This is a genomic window from Xylanimonas oleitrophica, from assembly GCF_003244315.1.
Classification (GTDB): Bacteria; Actinomycetota; Actinomycetes; order Actinomycetales; family Cellulomonadaceae; genus Xylanimonas_A; species Xylanimonas_A oleitrophica.
This window is the reverse complement of sequence record NZ_QKWH01000003.1, coordinates 325,166-348,242: the sequence shown is the minus strand read 5'-3', so window position 1 is coordinate 348,242 and position 23,077 is coordinate 325,166. Positions and strand designations below refer to the sequence as shown.

General features: G+C 73.1%; 12 protein-coding genes. 2 read left to right on the top strand and 10 right to left on the bottom strand.

Annotated features, from left to right (window positions below):
* From DNL40_RS07240 to thrS, 9 genes are all read right to left on the bottom strand, one after another.
* Positions 1–12,409, bottom strand: a 12,409-nt coding sequence (locus tag DNL40_RS07240; protein ID WP_179950985.1) for a DUF7933 domain-containing protein, incomplete at its 3' end; no start/stop codon positions are given.
* Positions 12,410–12,669: 260 nt separating this feature from the next.
* A complete protein-coding gene (locus DNL40_RS07235) occupies positions 12,670–13,230 on the bottom strand; it encodes an NUDIX hydrolase (protein WP_111250550.1) in 561 nt (186 codons plus the stop codon).
* A gap of 38 nt (positions 13,231–13,268) precedes the next feature.
* Positions 13,269–14,174 (bottom strand): pyridoxal 5'-phosphate synthase lyase subunit PdxS, encoded by a 906-nt coding sequence (pdxS, locus tag DNL40_RS07230; RefSeq protein WP_111250549.1) that lies wholly within the window; start codon positions 14,172–14,174, stop codon positions 13,269–13,271.
* A gap of 9 nt (positions 14,175–14,183) precedes the next feature.
* Positions 14,184–14,780, bottom strand: coding sequence for a hypothetical protein (locus tag DNL40_RS07225; RefSeq protein ID WP_111250548.1), 597 nt, complete (start codon positions 14,778–14,780; stop codon positions 14,184–14,186).
* A complete protein-coding gene (locus DNL40_RS07220) occupies positions 14,777–15,973 on the bottom strand; it encodes a glycosyltransferase family 4 protein (protein WP_111250591.1) in 1,197 nt (398 codons plus the stop codon). Before DNL40_RS07220 ends, DNL40_RS07225 begins: the two co-directional genes overlap by 4 nt.
* Positions 15,974–15,981: 8 nt before the next feature.
* Positions 15,982–16,965, bottom strand: coding sequence for a phosphatidylinositol mannoside acyltransferase (locus tag DNL40_RS07215; protein ID WP_111250547.1), 984 nt, complete (start codon positions 16,963–16,965; stop codon positions 15,982–15,984).
* Complete coding sequence (gene pgsA, locus DNL40_RS07210) at positions 16,955–17,629, bottom strand: phosphatidylinositol phosphate synthase (protein ID WP_111250546.1); 675 nt, start codon at positions 17,627–17,629, stop codon at positions 16,955–16,957. The genes DNL40_RS07215 and pgsA overlap by 11 nt, the downstream gene beginning before the upstream one ends.
* Positions 17,629–18,219 (bottom strand): HIT family protein, encoded by a 591-nt coding sequence (locus DNL40_RS07205; protein WP_425450768.1) that lies wholly within the window; start codon positions 18,217–18,219, stop codon positions 17,629–17,631. Before DNL40_RS07205 ends, pgsA begins: the two co-directional genes overlap by 1 nt.
* 2 nt (positions 18,220–18,221) lie before the next feature.
* Positions 18,222–20,270: a threonine--tRNA ligase gene (gene thrS / locus DNL40_RS07200; RefSeq protein WP_218926010.1), complete on the bottom strand. Its 2,049-nt coding sequence runs from the start codon at positions 20,268–20,270 to the stop codon at positions 18,222–18,224.
* A 416-nt stretch (positions 20,271–20,686) separates the two neighbouring features.
* Between thrS and DNL40_RS07195 the strand changes: the two genes are divergently transcribed.
* Both DNL40_RS07195 and DNL40_RS07190 read left to right on the top strand, forming a co-directional pair.
* Positions 20,687–21,163: an aromatic ring-opening dioxygenase LigA gene (locus DNL40_RS07195; RefSeq protein ID WP_111250545.1), complete on the top strand. Its 477-nt coding sequence runs from the start codon at positions 20,687–20,689 to the stop codon at positions 21,161–21,163.
* 151 nt (positions 21,164–21,314) lie between these two features.
* Positions 21,315–22,103, top strand: coding sequence for a uracil-DNA glycosylase (locus DNL40_RS07190; RefSeq protein WP_111250544.1), 789 nt, complete (start codon positions 21,315–21,317; stop codon positions 22,101–22,103).
* A gap of 6 nt (positions 22,104–22,109) precedes the next feature.
* Here the strand turns inward: DNL40_RS07190 and DNL40_RS07185 are convergent, their stop codons facing one another.
* On the bottom strand, positions 22,110–23,018 hold the full coding sequence (locus DNL40_RS07185; RefSeq protein ID WP_179950983.1) for a phosphotransferase: 909 nt from the start codon (positions 23,016–23,018) through the stop codon (positions 22,110–22,112).
* Positions 23,019–23,077: the final 59 nt, after the last annotated feature.

Genomic DNA, 23,077 nt, shown 5'->3' with positions numbered 1-23,077 from the left:
CCGCGGTGGTCTGGTTGTTGGCGGGGTCGGGGTCGGCCGTCTCGGCCGTGACCGAGGCCGTGTTCACGATGTCGGCACCGTCACCGGTGTAGGACGGGTCGATCCGCACCTGGACCACGAACACCGCGTCCCCGCCCACGGCCAGCGTCCCGACCTCGCACGTCACCGTGGCCCCGTACTGACCCGCCGGACCCGTGCAGCCCTCGGCCGACACCAGCGACAACGTCACCGGCAGCACGTCCGTGACCACCACACCCACAGCCACCGACGGACCGTCGTTGACCACCGTCAGCTCGTAGGAGAACGTCTCCCCCGGAGCCACCGGGTCACCGCTGGTCGCCACCTTCGTGATCGACAGGTCCGCCGACGGATCACCCATCACGTCCGCGAAGTCCACCGGCTCGCCCTCGACCGTGCCCGACGCCGGCGAGGACACCACCGGCACCACCACCAGGTCCGAACCATCACCCGCGTACGCCGGGTCCAGCACCATCGGCACCGTCACGTCCGCAGAACCACCCACCGGGATCTCCGCGATCGTGCACACCACCGACGCACCGTCAGCCGACAGCTCACAACCCTCCGGCAACGACGCCGGGTCCACCGTCATGCCCTCCGGCACCGGCACCGTGACCGTCACGTCACGCGCCACCGACGGACCAGCGTTACCCACCGACACCGTCACGTCGGCACGCTCACCCGGCACCAACGGGCCACCACCAGGCGTCCCCACCGACGAGTCCACCGACAGCTCCGCCACCGGATCACCCACCAGACCCTCCATCGACACCGGGTCCGAGGTGACGACGCCAGAGGCCGGCGACTGGACGGTCACGGTGTTCACGATGTCCGAGCCGTCACCCACGTAGGCCGGGTCGACGCGCATCGTGATCGGGAAGCTGACCTGGTCGCCGGGGGCGAGCTCGTCGATCACGCAGGTGACCGGGCTGCCGACCGAGCAGCCGGGCGGCAGGTCGACGAGCTGGAGGCCCTCCGGGACGGGGTACGTGACCACGACGTTGCGCGCCACGGAGGGCCCGTTGTTGCTGATCGTGTGGACGACCTGGAAGGGCTCCCCGCCCGGGACGACGGGCGCGCCGTCCGGGGTCACCACGGTGGTCCCCACCACGACGTCGGCCGTCGGGTCGGCGATCTCGCCGCCCGGCAGCCCTGCGGCGTCGCGGGTCGGGAACGTGTGCAGGTCCGTGGTGTCGGAGGTGACCACGGCGACGTTCGTGACGTCGGAGGCCAGGCCGCGGAAGGCCGGGTCGAGCTGCACCTGCACCGTGAAGGTGTGCGTCGCTCCCACCGCCAGGCTGGCCAGGGTGCACTCGACGGTGCCGCCGTAGCCGGCCACCGTCTCGGCGCACGTCGCGTCCGGCGAACCCACGAACCGCAGCTGGGCGGGCAGCTCGTCGGTCACGACCAGGCCGGTCGCCGCGGACGGGCCGGCGTTGGCCACCGTGAGCTCGTAGGCGAACGTCTGCCCCGGCGCGACGGGCGTCTCGGAGGCGGTCGCCTTCGTCAGCGACAGGTCCGCCCACGGCTGACCGGCCGGCACCGAGGTGCTGGCGGTGTTGGCCGAGGTGTCCGGGTCCGCCGTCGCGGCCGTCACCTCGGCCGTGTTCACCACGTCGGAGCCGTCCCCGACGTAGTCCGTCGCGAGCTGGACCGTGATGCGCACCGCCGCGGAGGCGCCGAGCGCGAGGTCGCCGACGGCGCACGTGACGACCTGGCCCTCGACGGCGCACCCGTCGGGGACCGTCCCGGCCGACAGCTCGGCCGGCAGGGTGTCGGTGATCGTCACGCCGCTGGCCGCCGAGGGCCCGTCGTTGGTGACGGTCAGCACGTAGTCGAAGCTGTCGCCGGGGGTGATGCCCCCTTCCGGGAGCTGCGCCGGTTCCACGGACTTGTCGAGGCGCAGGTCCGCCGACGGCTCGCCCACCAGGTCCTCGAGCGTCACGGGCGCGGAGGTGACCGGGTCGGACGTCGGGGACGTGACCGTGGCGACGTTCGGGATGTCGGTGCCGTCGCCCGTGTACGCCGGGTCCAGCCGCACCGTGATGGGCAGCTCCACGACGTCGCCCACGCCGATCTCGTCGATCACGCACGTCACGGTCCGCCCCGTCACGGTGCAGCCGTCGCCCGCGGTGACCAGCGAGACGCCCTCGGGCAGCTCGTACACCACCTGCACGTCCCGTGCCGTGGACGGTCCTTCGTTGCCGACGACGAAGACGACGTCGAAGTCGGTCCCCGGGGTGACCGGTCCACCGTCCGGGGTGCGCACGTCCCCGACGACCGTCAGGTCGGAGCGGCCCGGGGCGGTCTCCCCGCCGCGGATGCCCGCGGTGGTCTGGTTGTTGGCGGGGTCGGGGTCGGCCGTCTCGGCCGTGACCGAGGCCGTGTTCACGATGTCGGCACCGTCACCGGTGTAGGACGGGTCGATCCGCACCTGGACCACGAACACCGCGTCCCCGCCCACGGCCAGCGTCCCGACCTCGCACGTCACCGTGGCCCCGTACTGACCCGCCGGACCCGTGCAGCCCTCGGCCGACACCAGCGACAACGTCACCGGCAGCACGTCCGTGACCACCACACCCACAGCCACCGACGGACCGTCGTTGACCACCGTCAGCTCGTAGGAGAACGTCTCCCCCGGAGCCACCGGGTCACCGCTGGTCGCCACCTTCGTGATCGACAGGTCCGCCGACGGATCACCCATCACGTCCGCGAAGTCCACCGGCTCGCCCTCGACCGTGCCCGACGCCGGCGAGGACACCACCGGCACCACCACCAGGTCCGAACCATCACCCGCGTACGCCGGGTCCAGCACCATCGGCACCGTCACGTCCGCAGAACCACCCACCGGGATCTCCGCGATCGTGCACACCACCGACGCACCGTCAGCCGACAGCTCACAACCCTCCGGCAACGACGCCGGGTCCACCGTCATGCCCTCCGGCACCGGCACCGTGACCGTCACGTCACGCGCCACCGACGGACCAGCGTTACCCACCGACACCGTCACGTCCGCACGCTCACCCGGCACCAACGGGCCACCACCAGGCGTCCCCACCGACGAGTCCACCGACAGCTCCGCCACCGGATCACCCACCAGACCCTCCATCGACACCGGGTCGGTGCTGACGGGGTCGGAGACGGGCGAGTCCACCGTGGCCGTGTTCAGGATGTCGGATCCGTCACCGGTGTACCCGGGGTCGACGAGCAGGTTGAGCACCAGCTCGACGCTCTCGCCAGCGGCCAGCGAGCCCACCTGGCAGGTGACGGTGCCGCCGAGCTGGCCCACCGGTCCTGCGCAGACCTCCGGCTGTGCCGCCGAGACGAACGCCAGCTCCGCCGGGAGGTCGTCGGTGACCACGAGACCTTCGGTCACCGAGGACGGTCCCTCGTTCGTCACGGTGAGCGTCACCTGGGTGCGCTCGCCCGGGACGACCGGGTCGCCGGTGAAGGCCTTGGCGAGGGTGAGCGTGGCGCTCGGGTCCTCGACCGTGCCGCCCGGCAGGGCCGCCGTCGCGGTGTTGTTCGCCAGGTTCAGGTCGGTGGTGTCCACCTCGGCCGTCGCCGTGTTCACCACGTCGGTGCCGTCGCCCGCGTAGGCGGGGTCGAGCTGCACCTCGACGGTGTACGTGAGCGGGTCCGCGTCGGGGGCCAGCGCCAGGACGGGGCCGCACTCGACCGTGCCGCCGAACCCTTCCTCCGGCCCGGTGCAGGCTCCGTCCGGCGAACCCACGAACCGCAGCTGCGCCGGCAGGGTGTCGATCACCAGCACGTTGCGTGCCGTCGAGGGACCGGCGTTGTCCACCGTGAGCTCGTAGGCGAACGTCTGCCCGGGCACGAGCGGCGTCTGCGTCGTGGCCGCCTTGGTGATCGAGACGTCGGCCCGCGGCTGGCCGGCCGGCACCGACGCGCTGGCGGTGTTGTCCGAGGTGTCCGGGTCCGCCGTCGCGGCCGTCACCTCGGCCGTGTTGACCACCTGGGCGCCGTCGCCGGTGTAGCCCGGGTCGAGCTGCACCGTCAGGGCGATGCCCTGCGTGCCTCCCGGTGCGACCTCTCCGAGGGCGCACGTGACGACCTGGCCGTCGGCGGTGCAGACGTCCGGCTCCGCCGAGACGAAGGTCAGCTCGGCCGGCAGCGTGTCGACGACCTGGGTCCCGGCCGCGGCGGACGGCCCTGCGTTGGTGACGGTCAGGTCATAGACCAGCTCGCCGCCGGGCGCGACGTCGGCGGCCGTCGTGGACTTGTCCAGCGCGAGGTCGGCCGAGGCGTCCGACACCCAACCGTCGAGGGTGGCGGTGGCGGTGGTCTGGCCCTCGTACGGCTCGCCGGTGTACCAGGTGAGGTCGGCCGAGTTCTCGACGTCCGAGCCGTCCCCGGTGTAGGCGGGGTCGAGGCGCAGCAGCACGCGGTGCTGCTGCCTGTCACCCAGGCCCAGAGACCCGTCCGCGGCGCACGTGACCGTGCCACCGTACTGCCCGGCGGTCCCCGTGCAGGTGTCGGAGTCGACGAACGCGAGCTGGGCGGGGAGCGCGTCGGTCAGCGCCAGCCCGGTGGCGGCCGACGGGCCGAGGTTCTCGATCAGCAGGTCCATCTCGACGATGCCGCCGGGGACGATCGCGGACGCGCCCTGCGGCGGGTCCATCGTCTTGCGGAGCATCAGCTCTGCCTGCGGGTCGCCTGCCGGAGCGCCGTCGACCGTGCCGCCGCTGTTGCCCGGGACCGGGTCCGCGGTGTCCGACTCGATCACGGCGGAGTTCACCAGGTCGCTGCCGTCACCGGTGTAGGCCGGGTCCAGGCGCACCTCGATCTCGAGCGTGGTCGTGCTGCCAGGCGGCCAGGTGCTGTCCGCCGCGCCCTCGTACGAGCACGTGATGGTCGTGCCGTTGGCCGAGCAGGGCCACTGCGGGGCCTCACCCGCCGGGGCTCCCGCCTCGCGCCCGGCCACGAACTCCAGACCCGCCGGCAGCGTGTCCACCACGCGCGGGTTGACCGCGGCGGAGGGGCCGGCGTTCGCGATCTGCAGGAGGTAGACGAACGTCTCGCCGGGCGTGACCGGGTCGGTGCTCGCGAGGGACTTGGTCAGGCTCAGGTCTGCCTGCGGCGCGCCCGCGCCCCCACCGGGCAGGCCGGCGCTGGCGTCGTTGTTGGACTCGTCGGGGTCCGGGGTGGCGGCGTCGGCCCGGGCGACGTTGAGCACGGCGGCCCCGTCCCCGGCGTAGGCGGGGTCCAGCTCGGTGGTGAGCGTGTACGTCACCGTGTCCCCCGGAGCGAGCGCCGCGGCGACGTCGCAGGTCACGTCGTCTCCGAACGCGTCGCCGGCCGGCGTGCACGCGCCGCCCGCGTCGGACTCCGCCGCCAGCAGGCGCAGCACGGCGGGGACGTCGTCCACCAGCACCACGTCGGTGGCGGTGGAGGGACCCGCGTTCGTCACGGTGACGACGTACTGGACCTCGCCGCCTGGCGTCGGGGCCTCGTCGCCCACCGGTTCCTTGGTCACCACGACGTCGGCCAGCACGGCGACGGCCGGGATGCTCGCCGGGTCGGCGGGCACGAACTGCTCGTCCGCCGGCACGGTGTTCGTGGTCCCGGTGGTCACCGCACCGGTGTTCACCGGCTGGTGGCCGGCCGGGGTGGCCGGGTCGACGGCCACGGTGATCGGCACGGTGACCGTCTGGCCGGCCGGCACGCTGGGGATGGTGCAGGTGACCGTCTGCCCGTCGGCGGTGCAGTAGCCGTCGGGGTCGGCCACGAACGTCAGGTTCGGGTCGAGCTCGTAGGTGATGACGACGTCCTGGGCGTCCGAGGGGCCGTCGTTGCGCACGACGAGCTGGTACGTCGCGTCCGTGCCCGCGGTGAGCGACGACGGCGGGGTCTCGGTGACGGTCACCGCCGCCTCGGTGCTGACGGTGACCGACGCCGACGCCTCGTCGTTGTCGCTCACCGGGTCCGTGATGCCCTCGGGCAGCGAGACGACGGCGGTGTTGGTCAGCGTCGTGCCGTCAGCCACGCCCGCGTCCACCTGGACGTCGAGGGTCACGTCCACGCTCTGGCCCTGGGGCACCGAGCCGACCTGGCAGGTGACCGTCTGGCCGTCGGCCGAGCACGTGGCGCCGTCGGCGTCGTAGTACGTCATGCCGTCGGGCAGCGTGTCGGTGACGACGACGTCGGTCGCGTCGGACGGGCCGGCGTTGGCGACGTTCAGGGTGAAGGTGGCCTGGCCGCCGGCCACCACGGTGGCCGGCCCGGTCTTCGTCAGCGCGAGGTCGGCCTGCCGCTCGACGGTCGCGCCGTCGGGCAGGGGGGCCTGCGCACCGGTGTCGCTGCCCTCGGGCATCGCGGTGTCCGAGCTCACGCTCGCGCTGTTGACGATGTCGGACCCGTCGCCCGTGTAGGCCGGGTCGATCTGTACCTCGATGGTGTAGGTGACCGTCTCGTCCACCGCGAGCGCCTCCACCGGGCCACAGGTCACGAGGCCGCCGTAGACGCCGATGTCGCCGGTGCACGTCGCCGCCTCGGCGAGCGCGAGGGCGGCGGGGAGCTGGTCGGTGACCAGCACGTTGCGGGCGACCGACGGGCCGTCGTTCGTGACGCTGAGGGTGTAGGTGAAGGTCTCACCCGGGGCGATGGGCCCGGTGACGTTCGCCGTCTTGGTGAACGTCAGGGAGGCGGTGGGCTGCGTGGCGGGCACGGGGGCGTCGTCGCTGTCGTTGCCCGGCTCCGGGTCGGCGGTGTCGGCCGTGACGGTCGCGGTGTTGACGACGTCCTCGCCGTCGCCGACGTAGTCGGGGCTGAGCTGGACGGTGACGGTCAGCGTCGTCTCGGTGCCGCTGGCGAGGGTGCCCACGTCACAGGTGACCTCCGCGCCGTACTCGCCGGTGGGACCGGTGCACTGCTCGGAGGCGACGAGGGCGAGCTCGGCGGGCAGCGTGTCGGTGACGGTCACGCCGGTGGAGGTGGACGGGCCCGCGTTGGCGACGGTGATGGAGTAGTCGAAGGTCTGCCCGGGGGCGACGGCGGTGGCGTCGGTGAACTTGTCGACGCTCAGGTCGGCGCTGGGGTCGGCCACGGGGATACCGGTGACGGTGGCGGAGTTGTTGGTCTCGTCCGGGTCCGCGGTGCTCGACGTGATGACCACGTTGTTCGCGATCTCCCCCGGCGGGGTCTGGTCGCCCGTGCCGGTGTAGTCCTCGGCGAGGCGCACGGTGACGAGCTGGACCAGCTCGCTCGGGCCGAGGTCGTCCCAGGAGTAGGTCACCGAGTGGGTCGCCGGGTCGTAGACGCCGGTGCCGTCGGCCACGAACTCGAGCTCGGCGGGCAGGTTCTCCGTGATGGTGACGTCCTGCGCGTCGGAGGGACCGTTGTTGATCAGGCGCACCAGGTACTGGAACGTCTCGCCGGGCACGACGGGGTCGCCGGTGGTGAAGAGCTGCTTGGCGATCGTGAGGTCGGCCTGCGGGGCGCCGAGGTCGGGCGCCTGCGCCGTCGAGGTGTTGTTCGACAGGTCGGGGTCGGTGGTCGCCGAGGTCACGGTGGCCTCGTTGACGAGCCCTGCCGCGTCCCCGGTGTAGTCCGAGTCGATCTGGGCGCGGAAGTAGTAGGTGGTCGACGCGCCCGGGGCCAGGTCGGGGTAGGCGCAGGTGAGCTCCTGGCCGGACACGGCGCACTCGGTGTTGCCGCCGACGTAGGTCAGACCGGCGGGGAGCGTGTCGGTGACGCTCACGCCCTCCGAGATCGACGGCCCGTTGTTGGTGACCGTCAGCTCGTAGTCGAGCATGTTGCCGGCGACGACGGGCCCGGTGGTGGCCAGGCGCTTGTCGAGGGCGAGGTCGGACGTCGGGCTGCCGATGACGATGCCACCGGTGATGGTGTCCTGCCGGTCCTCCTCGTTCTCCTCGGTGTAGTGCTCGTACTCGGAGATGACCTCGGCCTGGTTGGTCAGGTCGTCCGCGGTCCCGGTGAAGTCCGGGTCGAGCCGCACGGTGACCAGGAGCTCGACCGGGACGTCGACCGGGAGGGCTCCGTACCCGAACGCGGCACCGGAGCAGACGAGCTGCTGCGGGTTGCCGCTGCTGGGCGCGCAACCGTCCGGGTAGGAGACGAAGGTGAGCCCGGCCCCCAGGTTCTCGGTGAGCACCGGGTTGGGGGCCACGGACGGGCCTCCGTTGACCACGGTGATGACGTACTGGAACGTCTCGCCGGGTGCCACGGTGGGCGGGGCGCCACCCTCCTGGACGACCGTCTTGGAGAGCTGGAGGTGGTTGAAGCCCTCCCCCACGGGCAGGCCGACGAGGGTGTGGGAGTTGTTGGCGGGCTCGGGGTCGGCGGTCGCGGCCGCGACGGTCACCGTGTTGGAGATGTCCTGGGCATCGCCGCCCGGCGGGTAGGCCTGGTCGAGCTGCGCCGTGATGGTGAACGTCGCCTGGTCGCCCACGGCGAGCGAGCCCGGCACCGCGCACTGCACCGCACCGCCGTCACCGAGGGCGCACTCGGGGCTGGTGGCCGAGCCCGTCGCGCCGCTCGGCACGAACGCGAGCTGGGCCGGGAGCGCGTCGGTGACCACCACGCCGGTCGCCGTCGAGGGGCCGTAGTTGGTGACCGTGACGACGTAGTCGAAGGCCTCGCCGGGCTCGATCTCGGTGGTGGTGGCGAGGTCCTTGTGCACCGCCAGGTCGGACTGCGCGTCGGTCACGCTGGGCGCCGGAGCCGAGGCGGTGTTGTTCCCGGTCTCCGGGTCGGGCGTGGTGGACGTGACGGAGGCGCTGTTGATCATCTCTGAGCCGTCGCCGGTGTAGCCCGGGTCGATCTGGGCGACGATCTCGTACGCGAGGGTGTCCGAGGGTGCGAGGGTCTCGACGGGACCGCACGTGAGCGTCTGGCCGTCGGCGGTGCACCCCTCGGCCGAGACCAGGACCATCCCCGCGGGCAGGACGTCGGTCACCGTGATGCCGGCCGCGGTCGACGGACCCTGGTTGGAGACGTTGAGCCGGTAGGTGACCTGCTGGCCGGGCGACACGGCGCCCGTGGTGGCCAGGTGCTTCTCGATCAGCACGTCGGCCGACGCCTCGGCGACGCTCCCGCCGGGCAGGCCCGCCGGGGTCTCCTCGTTGGTGGCCGGGTCGGCGTCGGGGGAGGTCGCGGTGGCGACGTTGGCGACGTCGGTGCCGTCTCCCGCGTAGGACGGGTCGAGCTGGACGTTGACGACCACGACCTGGCTGGAGCCGGGCGCCACCGTTCCCAGACCGCAGGTGACGGTGGCGCCGTACTCACCTACGGGCCCGGCGCACTGCGTCGAGCCGACGAACGCGAGCTGGGCAGGCAGCGGGTCGGTCACCACGACGTCCCGCGCCGCGGACGGCCCCGCGTTGGAAACCACGATCTCGTAGGCGAAGGTGCCGCCGGGCGCGACGGGCGTCTCGGAGGTCGGCGCCTTGGTCAGGGTGAGCGTCGCGTCGGGCGCTCCTGCCGCCAGGCCGGCCGAGGTCTGGTTGTTGGCCGGGTTCGGGTCGGTGCTCTGGGAGGCGACCGTCGCCGAGTTGACGATGTCGGAGCCGTCTCCGGTGTAGGCCGGGTCGAGCTGCACGGTCAGCTCGATCGTGCCCGTGACGCCGACGGGGAAGTCACCGCTGATGGTGCAGGTGACGACCTGCCCGTCGGCCACGCACGTCTTGTCCAGCGCTCCGCCGTGCGTGTAGGAGACGAACGTGAGGCCGGGCGGGAGCTGGTCGACGACGCTGACCGGACCCGTGGCGTAGGAGGGGCCGGCGTTCGTCACCGTCAGGGTGTACGGGAAGGTCTGGCCCGGGGTGACCGCGTCCGCGGGGCCGGTCTTGGTGATGGACATGTCGGCCGAGCGGCCACCGGTGGTGAGGGTCCAGGGCTGCGAGTCGTCCGACGGCACCGGGTCGTCCTCGTTGAGCACCGAGACGGTGCCGCCGCCGTACGTGGCGTTCTCCGACGCGGACGCGGGCACCGCGTAGGTGAAGGTGTAGGTGATCGTCTGTCCCGGCGTGACCCCGGCGGGCACCCCGCAGGTGATCTCGTCGGCCGAGACGAAGGCGCACTGCTCCGGCAGGCCCGCCGACGTGAGGGCGGCGTTCTGGGCGGCGCTGACCAGGACCGTGACCTGGGTGGCGGCTGTCGACGTCGACGGACCGTGGTTGATGATCGTCGCGGTGAGCGTGCCGGTCTGGCCCGGCGTCACGTTCGGGGTCGTCGTCACCGACTGGACGGCGAAGTTGCTCGCCACGTCGGTGATGGCGAAGGGCAGCGCCACGGTGTTGTTGGCGGGAACCGGGTCGAGCGTGTAGTTCACGACGCCGGTCCCGTCGAGCGTGGTTCCCGGAGCCATGCCCGGGTCGGAGGCCACCTGCACCTGGAGGTTCGTGGAGGAGCCGGCGGCCAGCGTGGTCAGGGTGCACACGAGGGTGCCGCCCGACCCCGGGGCGCAGGCGTCCGGGGCCGTGCCGAACGTGATCCCCGTGGGCGGGGTCAGGACGACGGTCGCGTTCTGGGTCAGCGCCGCCGGTCCGTTGTTGGTGACGGTCACCGTCATCGTGGCGGTGCCGCCCGGCGGCAGCTCCACGGGCTGCGCGGTGATGGCCAGGTCCGTGGTGGCCCGCACCTGGACCGAGTCGGAGTCGGTCGCCGTGCCGGAGTTGGTGCCCGAGGTCGACACCGACGCGGTGTTGGTGATCGTGGTGCCGGCCGCAGCGGGGGCCACGGTGCCGGTGATGGTGTACGTGACCGTGGCGCCGGGCGAGATGTCGAGCGTGGTGCTGATCGCGTTGCCCGACCCGGAGGCGGCGCCGCACGTCGCGCCGCTCGACGCGGCGCAGGTCCACGTCACCCCGGTGAGAGAGGTGGGCACGTTGTCCGTCATCGTGACCCCGGTGGCCCGGTTGGTGCCCTCGTTCGTCACCGTGACGGTGAAGGTGACCTGGTCGCCGGGGTTGACGACGCCTGCCCCCGGCCTGGCCTTGTCGACGCTGACCGTGACCTCGTTGCGCACCTGCAGCGTGTTGGTCGACGCGTTGTTCGCAGGCGTCGGGTCGGCGAACTGTCCCGAGACGCCGGCGGTCGCGGTCACCGCGCCGATGGTGGCGCCCGCCGTCTGGCCCGACGCCACGGTGCCGGTGACGGTGAACAGCGCCGTGGCCGCGTTCGCGAACCCGGCGGGCCCGGTGCAGGTCTGCGTGGTGGCGGAGCCGGTGCACGTCCACCCCGTCGGCGGGGAGACCGCCGCGCCAGTGAGGGTCGCGGGGAGCTGGAAGGTCACCGTGGGGGCGTTGACCGAGCTGGGGCCGTTGTTGGTCAGCGTGTACGGCAGGCTGATCTGCTGGCCCGAGGTCACGAGGCGGGTGAGGTTCTGCGAGCCCGACGTGGTCATCGCCAGGTCCGCCTGGAACGCCGCCACCGTGATGGTGGTGCAGGAGCTGTTGTTCGCCGCGTTGGCGTCGTAGGTGATCGCGCTCGTCTGCGTGCCGCACACCTGGTAGGTGGTGCCGGGCATGGCGTTGGCCGGCACGGTGCCGCTGACGGTCACGGCGCCGCTGATGCCCGGCCGCCAGATGCCGACGCGGTCCTCCTGACCGCGGGTAGCGAATGTCAGCACGTTGTTGGAGAGGCTGCCTGCCTGGTAGGCGTTCTGCGCCTCACCGGTGCGGCCGGTGCTGGACGAGAGCTGGAACGTCCCGCTGCCGGAGGTGGTCGTGGTGCGCACGTCGAAGCTGTTGAAGTACGACGTCTGGAGCGCGTTGGCCGTGGTGGTGAGGTTGTACGTGATGCTCACCGTGGTGCCCGGCGTGACGCTCGTGGTCGCGGGGGCGGCGGCGACGGCGATGTCGGACTGGCCGATCGAGAAGGACTGGTAGCGGTTGCCGTTGGTCCCGCCGGCGCAGCCCCAGTTGATGAGCCGGGAACCCGAGGTGATCGGGTCGCCACCGGCAGCCCCGTCGATGTTGATACAGACGTTCGCCGAGGGGTTCTGGAACGCGCCTTGCGGCACGGATCCGTTCGCCGTGCGGTGGTAGTCCCAGATGGCGTTGCGGTCGCCCGTGCCGCAGGTGACCGTCAGGCGCAGGTCCTGGTTGGTGGTCTGGTTGCCGAAGTTGTCGACGCAGAACTGGCTGCTGTTGTTGTCGCCCACGTTGACCAGGAAGATCCGGTTGTCGTTGAGCACGTTCCACCGCTGGTTGCGGTTGTTCGTGTCGCAGTTCGCCAGCACGATCCGCCCCTGGACCGTGCGGTCGACCGCCGTCCAGCACAGGTTCGTGGCAGCGCTCGGACGGATCATCACGTTCGTGACGGTGCCTTCGGCCGGCGCTGCCGCGACAGGCGTCACCGGCACCACGAGCATGAGCGAGCCGAGCACGAGTCCGAGTGCGGCGACCACCGAACCTGGTCGCGTCCAACGCCAGTGCCGCATTGTTCCCCCAGCTGGGCGACGAAGGGTGACGGTTGCCAATGTGACATGGGTCTCGGATGGACGCTCGCTGTGAGACCTCTCCGCGGTGACGGGAATGCGCCACCGACCCGCCTCCGACAGCCGTGCTCGTCGCCCGCGCCACCGTGAGCAAAGGGACGAACACGACAGAGCGCCCGCACGGACGTCGTCGTCCGTACGGGCGCTCACCCGGTGGGAGAAGCCCCGGGTCAGTCGTCGTGCTCCTCCCCCAGGTGCCGCACCGTGCCGTCCCAGCCCCCGGCGAGCTGCTCCACCACGTCGGGCAGCGCCGTGGGGAAGACCTCGTACGGCTGGGACCGCAGCTCCGCCGCGCTCAACCACCGCATCTCGTCGAGCACCTCCCGCTCGACGTCCGTCCACCCCGCGTCCGTCGGCACGTGCCCCGCCGGAACGCGCGCCACGAAGAACACCTCGTCCTGCCGGCACGTCTCCGCGTAGAAGTGGAAGTAGCCGGCCCTCGTCATGACCGGACCCTCGAGGTCGGCAGGCGCGAGCTCCAGCCCGGCCTCCTCGCGCAGCTCGCGCAGGGCTGCCTCGACGTCGGACTCGCCCGCGTCGATCCCGCCGCCCACGGTGAACCACCACGAGCGGTCCGGCTGGTCGGCGTCGTGCCCCCGCACCACCAGCACCCGCCCGGCGTCGTCGAGCACGATCACCCGGGCCGCCCGCCGGTGGCGCAGCCCGTCCGGCCCCAGCACCCAGTCCGGGCCCAGCGACGTGGTGGAGGTCAGGCCCTCCTCCGGGACCATCGGCTCACCATCCCCGAGGCGTCGAGCTCACCGACGGGTCACCAGCCGCGATCGGCCAGGCGCACCGGCGCCGGCTCCGCCTCGACGTTGATCCCCACCATCGCCTCGCCGAGCCCGCGCGAGACCTTCGCGATCACGTCCGGGTCGTCATGGAAGGTCGTGGCCTGCACGATCGCCCGCGCCCGCGCGGCCGGGTCGCCCGACTTGAAGATGCCCGAGCCCACGAACACGCCCTCGGCGCCGAGCTGCATCATCATCGCGGCGTCCGCCGGGGTCGCGATCCCCCCGGCCGTGAACAGCACCACGGGCAGCTTCCCCGTGCGCGCGACCTCCGCCACCAGCTCGTACGGCGCCTGCAGCTCCTTGGCGGCGACGAACAGCTCGTCCTGCGGCAGGGAGGTGAGCCGGCGCACCTCCTGACGGATCCGGCGCATGTGCGTCGTCGCGTTGGAGACGTCCCCGGTGCCCGCCTCGCCCTTCGAGCGGATCATCGCCGCGCCCTCGGTGATGCGGCGCAGCGCCTCGCCCAGGTTCGTGGCACCGCAGACGAACGGCACCGTGAACGCCCACTTGTCGATGTGGTGCTCGTAGTCCGCCGGGGTGAGAACCTCCGACTCGTCCACGTAGTCCACACCCAGCGACTGCAGCACCTGCGCCTCGACGAAGTGGCCGATGCGCGCCTTCGCCATGACGGGGATCGAGACGGCGTCGATGATGCCCTCGATCATGTCGGGGTCGCTCATCCGGGCCACGCCGCCCTGGGCGCGGATGTCCGCCGGCACGCGCTCGAGCGCCATGACGGCCACGGCTCCCGCGTCCTCGGCGATCCTCGCCTGCTCCGGGGTGACGACATCCATGATGACGCCGCCCTTGAGCATCTCGGCCATGCCGCGCTTGACTCGGGCCGTGCCGACCTCGCCGGCTCCTGGGGTGTTCTGGGTCACGGGGTCATCCTACGGTCGCGCAGGAGCGACCAGGCCGTCCGGCATCTGGTCGTCCAGCTCGACCGTCTGCGGCACCGGCGCGCGGCCCGCCAGGTGGAGCCAGCGCACGTACCAGTGCCGCCGGGCCCGCTGCGCCTGTGCCACGGCCTCGTTGTGGAAGCGCCGAGCGAGCTGGGCGCGGTACCAGCTCGCGCCCAGGCTCGCCAGGAGCTCGTCGCCCGGTGGCACCGCCCGCAGCTCGGTGACCGTGCCTGGCTCCTCCAGGGCCGAGCGCAGCGTGGCGGAGAGCTCGCTCTCGGCCTGCTCCCGCGCCACCCCGAGCCCGTCCATCGCCAAGGCGCGCTCCGGCGCCGTCACCGGCCCCGCGTCGTCGACGACGGCGTAGGCGGCCTCCGCGACCAGCACGCTCGACGCAGGGTCGAGGAGGCCCGACGTCGCCAGGTCCACCGACGCGCTGGCGCGCCGCACGAGCTGGGCGTCGAGGGCGATGCGCGAGGCGGCGACCTTGCGGTGCAACCGGTCGAGCCGCGAGGCGGACACCCACGACACCCACACGCCCACCGCCACCACGACCAGCACCAGGAGGGCGACCTCCGACCAGCTCATCGGCTCTCCCTCTCGCCCGCGCCCCACAGGGCGCGCGGCGCACGCCAGGCCGCGCCGTCCTCGCGCACGGGCATGGCCTCGCCCGCCGCCACGGCCATCTCGTAGACGGCCAGCACCTGGTCGGTCACCGTGGACCAGTCGTACCGGCGCACCCACTCGGCGGCGCGTGCACGCCGGGCAGCCGTGGCCTCACGGTCGGCGAGCGCGTCCACCACCACGCGGGCGAGGTCTGCCGGGTCGCCGTTGCGGAACAGCGCGCCCGCGGCGCCCTCGTCGAGCACACGGCGGAACGCCCCCAGGTCGCTGGCCACGACCCCGGCGCCGGCGCTCATGGCCTCCACGAGCACGATGCCGAAGCTCTCGCCGCCCGTCTGCGGGGCCACGTACAGGTCCACGGAGGACAGCAGGGCGGCCTTGTCCTCGTCGCTGATGCCGCCCAGGAACGTGACGTTGGACGCCAGCGGCCCGAGCGCCGCCAGCGCCTCGTCCCTCCCCGCGTCCCCCTTGCCCGCCACCAGCACCCGCACCCCCGGGTGGTGGCGCACGATCTCCGGCACGGCGGCCACCAGCACGTGCAGCCCCTTGCGCGGCTCGTCGAGCCGCCCCAGGAACGCGATCGTCGGGGCCTCGGGCGTGCCCTGCCACTGGCGGCTCGGTGCCGCCGCGGCGAACGTGTCCACGTACACGCCGTTCGGGATCACGACGGCGTCCCCGCCCACGTGGTCGACCAGCATGCGCCGCGCGTCCTCCGAGACCGCGATGCGCGCGGCGATCTTCTCCAGGCTCTGCCGCAGCAGCGGGTAGGCCACCTGCAGCGCCCGCGAGCGCACCTGGGCCGTGTGGAACGTGGAGACGACCGGTCCCTCGGCGATCCACAGCGCGAGCATCGACAGGCTCGGGGTCATGGGCTCGTGCAGGTGCAGGACGTCGAACCGCCCGGCGTCGACCCAGCGCCGCACCCGCGCGGCGGCACGCGGACCGAACGTCAGCCGGGCCACCGAGCCGTTGTAGCGCACCGCCACGGCCTTGCCTGCGGGCGTGACGACGTCGGGCACCGGCGTGTCGTCGTCGGCCGGGGCGAGCACGGACACCTCGTGCCCACGCGCCTGCAGCGCCTGGGCGAGGTCGCGGACGTGGAACTGCACGCCTCCGGGGGCGTCGAAGCTGTACGGGCAGACGATGCCCACGCGCAGCGGGCGGCTCACGCCGGCACCTCTCCCGCCTCGGCACGGGTCCGGGCGTACCGCGCCGGGTCGAGATCGTCGACGAACACCCGCTGGAGCATGTGCCAGTCCTCCGTGCGCTCGCGCAGCGTGACGGCCAGCGCGTCCACCCAGCCCTGGGTCATGGCCTCGACCTGTGCCCGGCGGCGCTGCGGCGCGGACAGGGCCGGGTCGGCCGGCGGCACCGGCACGGGCGCGAAGAACCTGACCACGATGCCCCACGGGGTCCCGGCGGCGCGCCGGCGCTCGCCCCTGAGCCGCTCGTAGGTGATCGCGGCGGGCACCAGCGGCACGCCCGCCGCCAGGGCGAGGGCGGCGGGCCCCGCGGCCACGCGGGCACGGTGCCCGGCCAGGTCCACCTCGACGCCGGTGGCAGCCAGGTCGCGGTCGGCCAGCAGCGGCACGACGCGGCCGCCCTCCAGCGCGCCGCGCACCAGCCTGCGGAAGACGTCGGCGTCGCCCAGGCCGAGCACCTCGATCCCGATCGAGCGCCGGAACCCGACGAACTCCTCGTACAGCTCGGGCGGCCGCAGCTTCTCCGCCACCGTGAGCACCGGGGCCAGGTTCGGCGTCGCCCACGCCCCCGCGAGGTCCCAGTTGCCCAGGTGCCCGAGAGCGAGAGAGATCGCCTGGCCCGCCTCCACGGCCGGGCGCACGTGGCGCTCGTCCACCAGGCGCACCCGCGCGCGCACCTGGTCCGGGGTGGAGCCCTGCAGGGTGAACGCCTCGCGGAAGTACCGCATGTAGGAGCGCATCCCCGCCCGGCTCAGCCGGCGCAGGCCGTGCGCGTCCAGCTCGGGCCGCAGGCGCGCGTAGTTGGCCTCCAGCCGGCGCACGCCCTCACCGCGCCGCAGCCAGGTCACGTCGGCCACGAGCGTGAACACCGCGCGCAGCAGAGGCTCGGGAACCTTCGGGGCGTGACGCCACGCGAACGTGTACGCCCGCGCGACGTCAAGCCCCACGCGACGCCTCCCCGGCGGCGTCCCCGGTGGCGTCCCCGGTCGGGTCGGCGGCGCCCGGGGCGAGCTGGCGCCGCACCGTCCCAATGCGCTGGGCCACCGTGACGAGGCTCGCCGCGGCCAGCAGGGTCAGCACGACGACGAGCACCACCACGGGCAGCCCGAGCTGGACGAACCCGAGGGGCACCAGGGCGATCACGAGCCGGTCGGTCCGCTCGGCGATCCCCACGTGCGCGTCCGCGCCCACGGACTCGGCCCGGGCGCGGGCGTAGGGCACCACCCCGCCCAGCACCAGGCAGGCCAGCGACGCAGCCACCCCCCACTGCTGGTGCGGCACCTGCGGGTGCAGCACGAACCACAGGGTGATCCCGGCGAACACCGCGCCGTCGGAGACACGGTCGAGCGTCGAGTCGAGGAACGCCCCCCACGGGCCCGAGCGGCCCGAGAGGCGGGCGAGGACGCCGTCGAGCGAGTCGAACAGGGCGAAGAACCCGATCAGCGCCGCACCGAGGAACAGGTGCCCGGTGGGCAGGAGACCGAGCGCCAGGGCGGTCACCACCACCGTGCCCGCCACCGTGACGGCGTCGGGCGTCACGCCCAGGCGCATGAGGGCCTTGGCGAGCGGCGTGAAGACCGCCTGCATGGTCGAGCGCAGACCCGAGAACATCAGGCCCCCTCTCCGTCGCCGGCCTCGCCCGGCCACGCGGCGGCCAGGCGGGCACGGGTGTCGGCCAGCAGCTCGGGCAGGGCCTTGGTCCGCCCCACCACGGGCAGGAAGTTCGCGTCACCCAGCCAGCGGGGCACCACGTGCTGGTGCAGGTGGGCGGCGATCCCCGCACCCGCCACCTCGCCCTGGTTCATGCCCAGGTTGAAGCCCGCCGGCCCGTACACGTCCCGCAGCACCCGCACCGCCGTCTGCGTGAGCCCGGCGAGCTCGACGGTCTCCTCGGGCGTCAGGTCCACGTAGTCCGAGACGTGCCGGTTCGGCAGCACCATGAGGTGCCCGGAGTTGTACGGGTACAGGTTGAGCAGCACGAAGCAGCGCCGCCCGCGGGCGACGACGAGGTGCTCCTCGTCGTCGCCCGCCACGGCTCGGCAGAACGGGCAGGACGACGCGGTGGCGTCCGCCGGCTTGTCCTGCCCGCCGATGTACACCATGCGGTGCGGGGTCCACAGCCGCTGCAGGTCGTCCTCCGGCGGCGGGAACGCCGACGCCGGCTCGACCGACGGCTGCTCACCGGACCCGGGCGACGGCACGCTCACACCTGCACCCGGTCGCGCACCGCCGTCACGATGCGCTCGATCGCCTCGGCCACCGGCACGCCGTTCTCCTGGCTGCCGTCCCGGTAGCGGAACGAGACGGCGCCGGCCTCGGCGTCCTCCCCGCCCGCGATGAGCACGAACGGCACCCTCTCCTTGGAGGCGTTGCGGATCTTCTTGCCGAACCGGTCGTCCGACAGGTCGATCTCCGCACGGATGCCCGCGGCCTTGAGCTGGGCCACGACGTCCTTGAGGTAGTCGTCGAACGCCTCGGCCACCGGGACCGCCAGCACCTGGACCGGAGCCAGCCATGCCGGGAACTGCCCCGCGTAGTGCTCGATGAGCACACCCATGAACCGCTCGATGGAGCCGAACTTGGCCGAGTGGATCATCACCGGTCGCTGCTTGGTGCCGTCCGGGGCCGTGTACTCCAGGCCGAACCGGGCCGGCTGGTTGAAGTCGTACTGGACGGTGCCCATCTGCCAGGTGCGACCGATGGCGTCCTTGGCCTGGACGGAGATCTTGGGCCCGTAGAACGCGGCGCCGCCCGGGTCGGCGACGAGCTCGAGCCCCGACTCGCGGGCGACCTGCTCCAGCACGGCGGTCGCCTTGTCCCAGTCCTCGTCGGAGCCGACGAACTTGTCCTTCTTCTTGTCGTCGCGCGTCGACAGCTCGAGGTAGAAGTCGTCCAGGCCGAAGTCCTTGAGCACGCTGAGCATGAAGTCGAGCAGGTGCTTGACCTCTCCGGGTGCCTGCTCGGGAGTGACGTAGGAGTGCGAGTCGTCCTGCGTCAGGCCGCGCACGCGGGTCAGGCCCTGGACCACGCCGCCCTTCTCGTAGCGGTACACCGAGCCGAACTCGAACAGGCGGATCGGCAGCTCACGGTAGGAGCGGCCCCGGCTGGAGAAGATGAGGTTGTGCATCGGGCAGTTCATCGCCTTGAGGCGGTACTGCTGCGCGACCTCGCCCTCGTCGTCCTTGAACTCCAGCGGCGGGAACATCGTGTCCGCGTAGTAGGGCAGGTGGCCCGAGGTGTAGAACAGCTCTTCCTTCGAGATGTGCGGGGTGCCCACGTAGGAGAACCCCTCCTCGATGTGCCGCTGGCGGACGTAGTCCTCCATGACCCGCTTGATGACGCCACCCTTGGGGTGGAACAGGGGCAGGCCGGAGCCCACCTCGTCGCGGAACGAGAACAGGTCCATCTCGGTGCCGATGCGGCGGTGGTCACGGCGCTCGGCCTCGGCCAGGCGCTCGAGGTACGCCTTCAGCTCGTCCTTGGAGGGCCACGCCGTGCCGTAGACGCGCTGGAGCTGCGCGTTGGCCTGGTCGCCCCGCCAGTAGGCGGCCGCCGAGCGCATGAGCTGCACGCCCTGGCCGATGAGGCGGGTGCTGGGCAGGTGCGGGCCACGGCACAGGTCCTTCCAGACCACCGTCTCGCTCTCGCGCCCGGCGCCGCGCACGTTGTCGTAGATCGTCAGCTCGGCGCCACCCACCTCGACGTCGGCGCCCTCGGTGTCGCCCGCACCACCCTTGAGGCCGATGAGCTCCAGCTTGTAGGGCTCGTCGGCCAGCTCGGCGCGGGCCTCCTCCTCGGTGACCACGCGGCGGCGGAAGGTCTGGCCCTCCTTGATGATGCGCGCCATGGCCTTGTCGAGGGCCTTGAGGTCCTCGGGGGTGAACGGGGTCTCGATGTCGAAGTCGTAGTAGAAGCCGTCCTTGACCGGCGGCCCGATGCCCAGCCGTGCGCTGGGGTTGACCTGCTGCACCGCCTGGGCCAGCACGTGGGCGGCGCTGTGGCGCAGCACGTTCAGACCGTCCTCGGAGTCGATGGTGACGGGCTCGACGGCGGCCCCCGCCGGGATCTCCCGGTCCAGGTCCCACAGCTCGCCGGCGCCGGCGGCGTCCGCGAGGAGCACCCGCACGACGACGACGTCCTTGCGGTCGGCGAACAGCTCGGCGCCCGTGGTCGGCACCTGCGTCACGATCGGCTCAGGGGCCGGGGCCGCTCCGTTCGGGGTGGTGTCCTGCGGCGAGGCGGCGTCGGCCACGTGCTGCTCCTTGGTTCCTGCCGGACGACGTACGAAGGCCGCCCGGGCTGCGTGTGCGGTGCCCGGCACGCGAGCGGGGCGGTGGCCCCGTCTCGACACGCCGAGGGGCGCCACCTGGTGGTGGCGCCCCTCGATCGTACCGACCGGCACGTGCCCTGGCCGACGACTTTCGCGGCGGGGCCCGGCCGGTCCGCTCGGCCGCCCGCCGGGCCGCTCCCCTCGTCAGGCCGCGCGCCACCTCCCCCGGCGCCTGCTGCGCCGTGGCGCCGGCCAGGGGTGCTCGCACCGGCATGACGCAGGTCACACACCCCAGCCTTGCTTGTGGTCTGACCACAGGTCTATCGTCATCATCAAGAGGTCAGACCACAGGGCCTCGGGAATCGCCGCCACGAGCGGCTCCGCACCGGAGGGGAACCATGAGCACCAACCGCACCGCCCGCACCGTCGGCCTCGTCGCCCTGGTGGCCGGCATCCTGATGATCGCCGTCGGCGCCACCACCTGGGGCATCGTCACCTCGCAGCTCTCGGCCCAGAACGTCACCGTCGCCGACGACGCCAGCTTCCTGGCCGGCGACAAGGTGGACGGCCCCTTCTCGGCCCTCGCCCAGGCGCAGATCATCGACCACCACGCGATGGCAGCCACCGACGGCAAGACCTACGCCGAGATGGACAAGGACGACCCCCTGCGGGCCACCGCGATGAACGCCTCGTTCCTGCGGGCCTCGCTCTTCACCTCGGTGATCGCCTACGGCGTCTCGGCGCTCGTGATGGGCATGGGCGTGCTGGTCGGCCTGATCGGCTGGACCCTGCGCAGCCTCGGCACCGCCCCCGCCGCCGCGACCGACGCCAAGGCCGTCCGCACCGCGACGGCGCCCGCCCTCGCCACCGCGTGACCCGCGGCGAGCTGCTCGCACCGGCGCCCACGCCCCGTCCGCACCGCGGGCGGGGCGTCGTCGTGCGCCGCGACCCTGCGGTCAGGCCCTGCCAGTGACCCCGCCCAGCCCAGACCGTGCCAGCCCGGAACCTGCCAGGCAGGATGACGAGGTGACCGCCCCGGCCGATCCCCTCTCGTCAGATCCCCTCCCGCCCGACGACCCGGACTACCCCGCTGCCGCCCGGGACGCCGCCGACCTCGCCTCCCTGGACGCCCACCTCGTGCGGTGCCGGGCGTGCCCGCGCCTCGTCGCCTGGCGCGAGCAGACGGCCACCGAGCGCCGGGCCGCCTTCCGTGACCAGACCTACTGGGCGCGTCCGGTACCGGGATTCGGGGACGATGCCGCCCGCATCGCCGTCGTCGGCCTCGCGCCCGCCGCGCACGGCGCGAACCGGACGGGACGCATGTTCACCGGCGACCGCAGCGGCGACTTCCTCTTCGCCGCCCTGCACCGGGCCGGGCTCGCCGACCGGCCGACGTCGGTCTCGGCCCACGACGGGCTCACCCTGCGCGGGGTCCGGGTGACCGCGCCGGTGCGCTGCGCGCCCCCGGCGAACAAGCCGACGCCGGACGAGCGGCGCCGGTGCGGACCGTACCTGGCCCGCGAGCTCGAGCTGCTCGCGCCGACGGTACGCGTGGTGCTCGCCCTCGGAGCCGTCGGCTGGGACGCCGCGCTGCGCACCCTCGGCGAGCAGGGCTGGGCCGTCCCCCGGCCCCGGCCGCGCTTCGGCCACGGGGCCCGGGTGGCCCTGCGCCACGGCTCGGACCCCGAGCGCCCTGACCTCCAGATGGTGGGGGCGTTCCACGTCTCGCAGCAGAACACCTTCACCGGACGCCTGACGCCCGCGATGATCGACGCCGTGCTCGAGGACGCGAAGCAGCTCGCCGGCATCGGCTGACGGCGCCTAGCGCGCGCCCAGCCGACGGCGCAGCCACCGCACGCACACCTCGCCCTGGGCGCGCTGGAAGGCCCGCAGGTGCGGGATGCCGGGCGGCGGCGGCTGCAGCGACGCACCGACGAAGTACCCGGTCAGCAGCGCGAGGAAGCTGGTGACGGCGTCGGGGTCGGCCCCGCAGGCCGCTCTCGCCAGCAGGTCCTCGGGCTCGGGGCCGCCCTCGAGGCGCACCGCCGGCGCCAGGCCCACGGCGTCGACGAACGCGGCGCCCCGCACGGCGTACGGCCAGTCGACCGCGACCGCCTCGAGGCCGTCAGGGCCGCGCGAGACGAGCGTGTTGTCGCCGCGCAGGTCGCCGTGCACCAGGCTTCCGCCCCGCACGGCCTGCGGAGCGTCGACCGCGAGCGCCCGGAGCCGGTCGGTACGGGCGACGAGCCACGGATCGACGCCGGCCAGGCCGGGGTGCTGGGCCAGCTCGTCCCAGTCGACGGCGGGCAGCTCGTCCGCCGCCTCGGGCAGCACGCCGGGCGCGACGTCGTGCCCGGCGATCCGCTGCGACAGCCGCACGACGGCGTCCAGCTCGGCGGAGTCCCACGGCGTGCGCGGTGGGCGCCCCGCGCCGGCGTCGAACGCGAGCACCTCCCAGGGGCCGCCCGGCACGTCGGGCACGGCCTGCGCCCAGCGGAGGGCCGGCGTCGGGACGCCGTCGGGCAGCAGCGCCGCCCGGCGTGCCTCCTCGCGGTAGAGCTGCTGGGTAGAGCCGCCGTCCGCCCCGACTGCCTTGACGAAGACGCGCTCGCCGGCCTCCGTCTCGAGCACGGCGGCGAGCCCGGGCGAGTAGCCGCCGTCCTGCGACCACCACCGCACGACGCGCCCGCCCAGGCGGTGCTCGACGGTCCGTCTCAGGGCGACGGGCACCTCGTCCCAGCCTGGGCGGGGTGGCCGTAGGCACAGGCCGACCCTGGCACGGGCGGGCC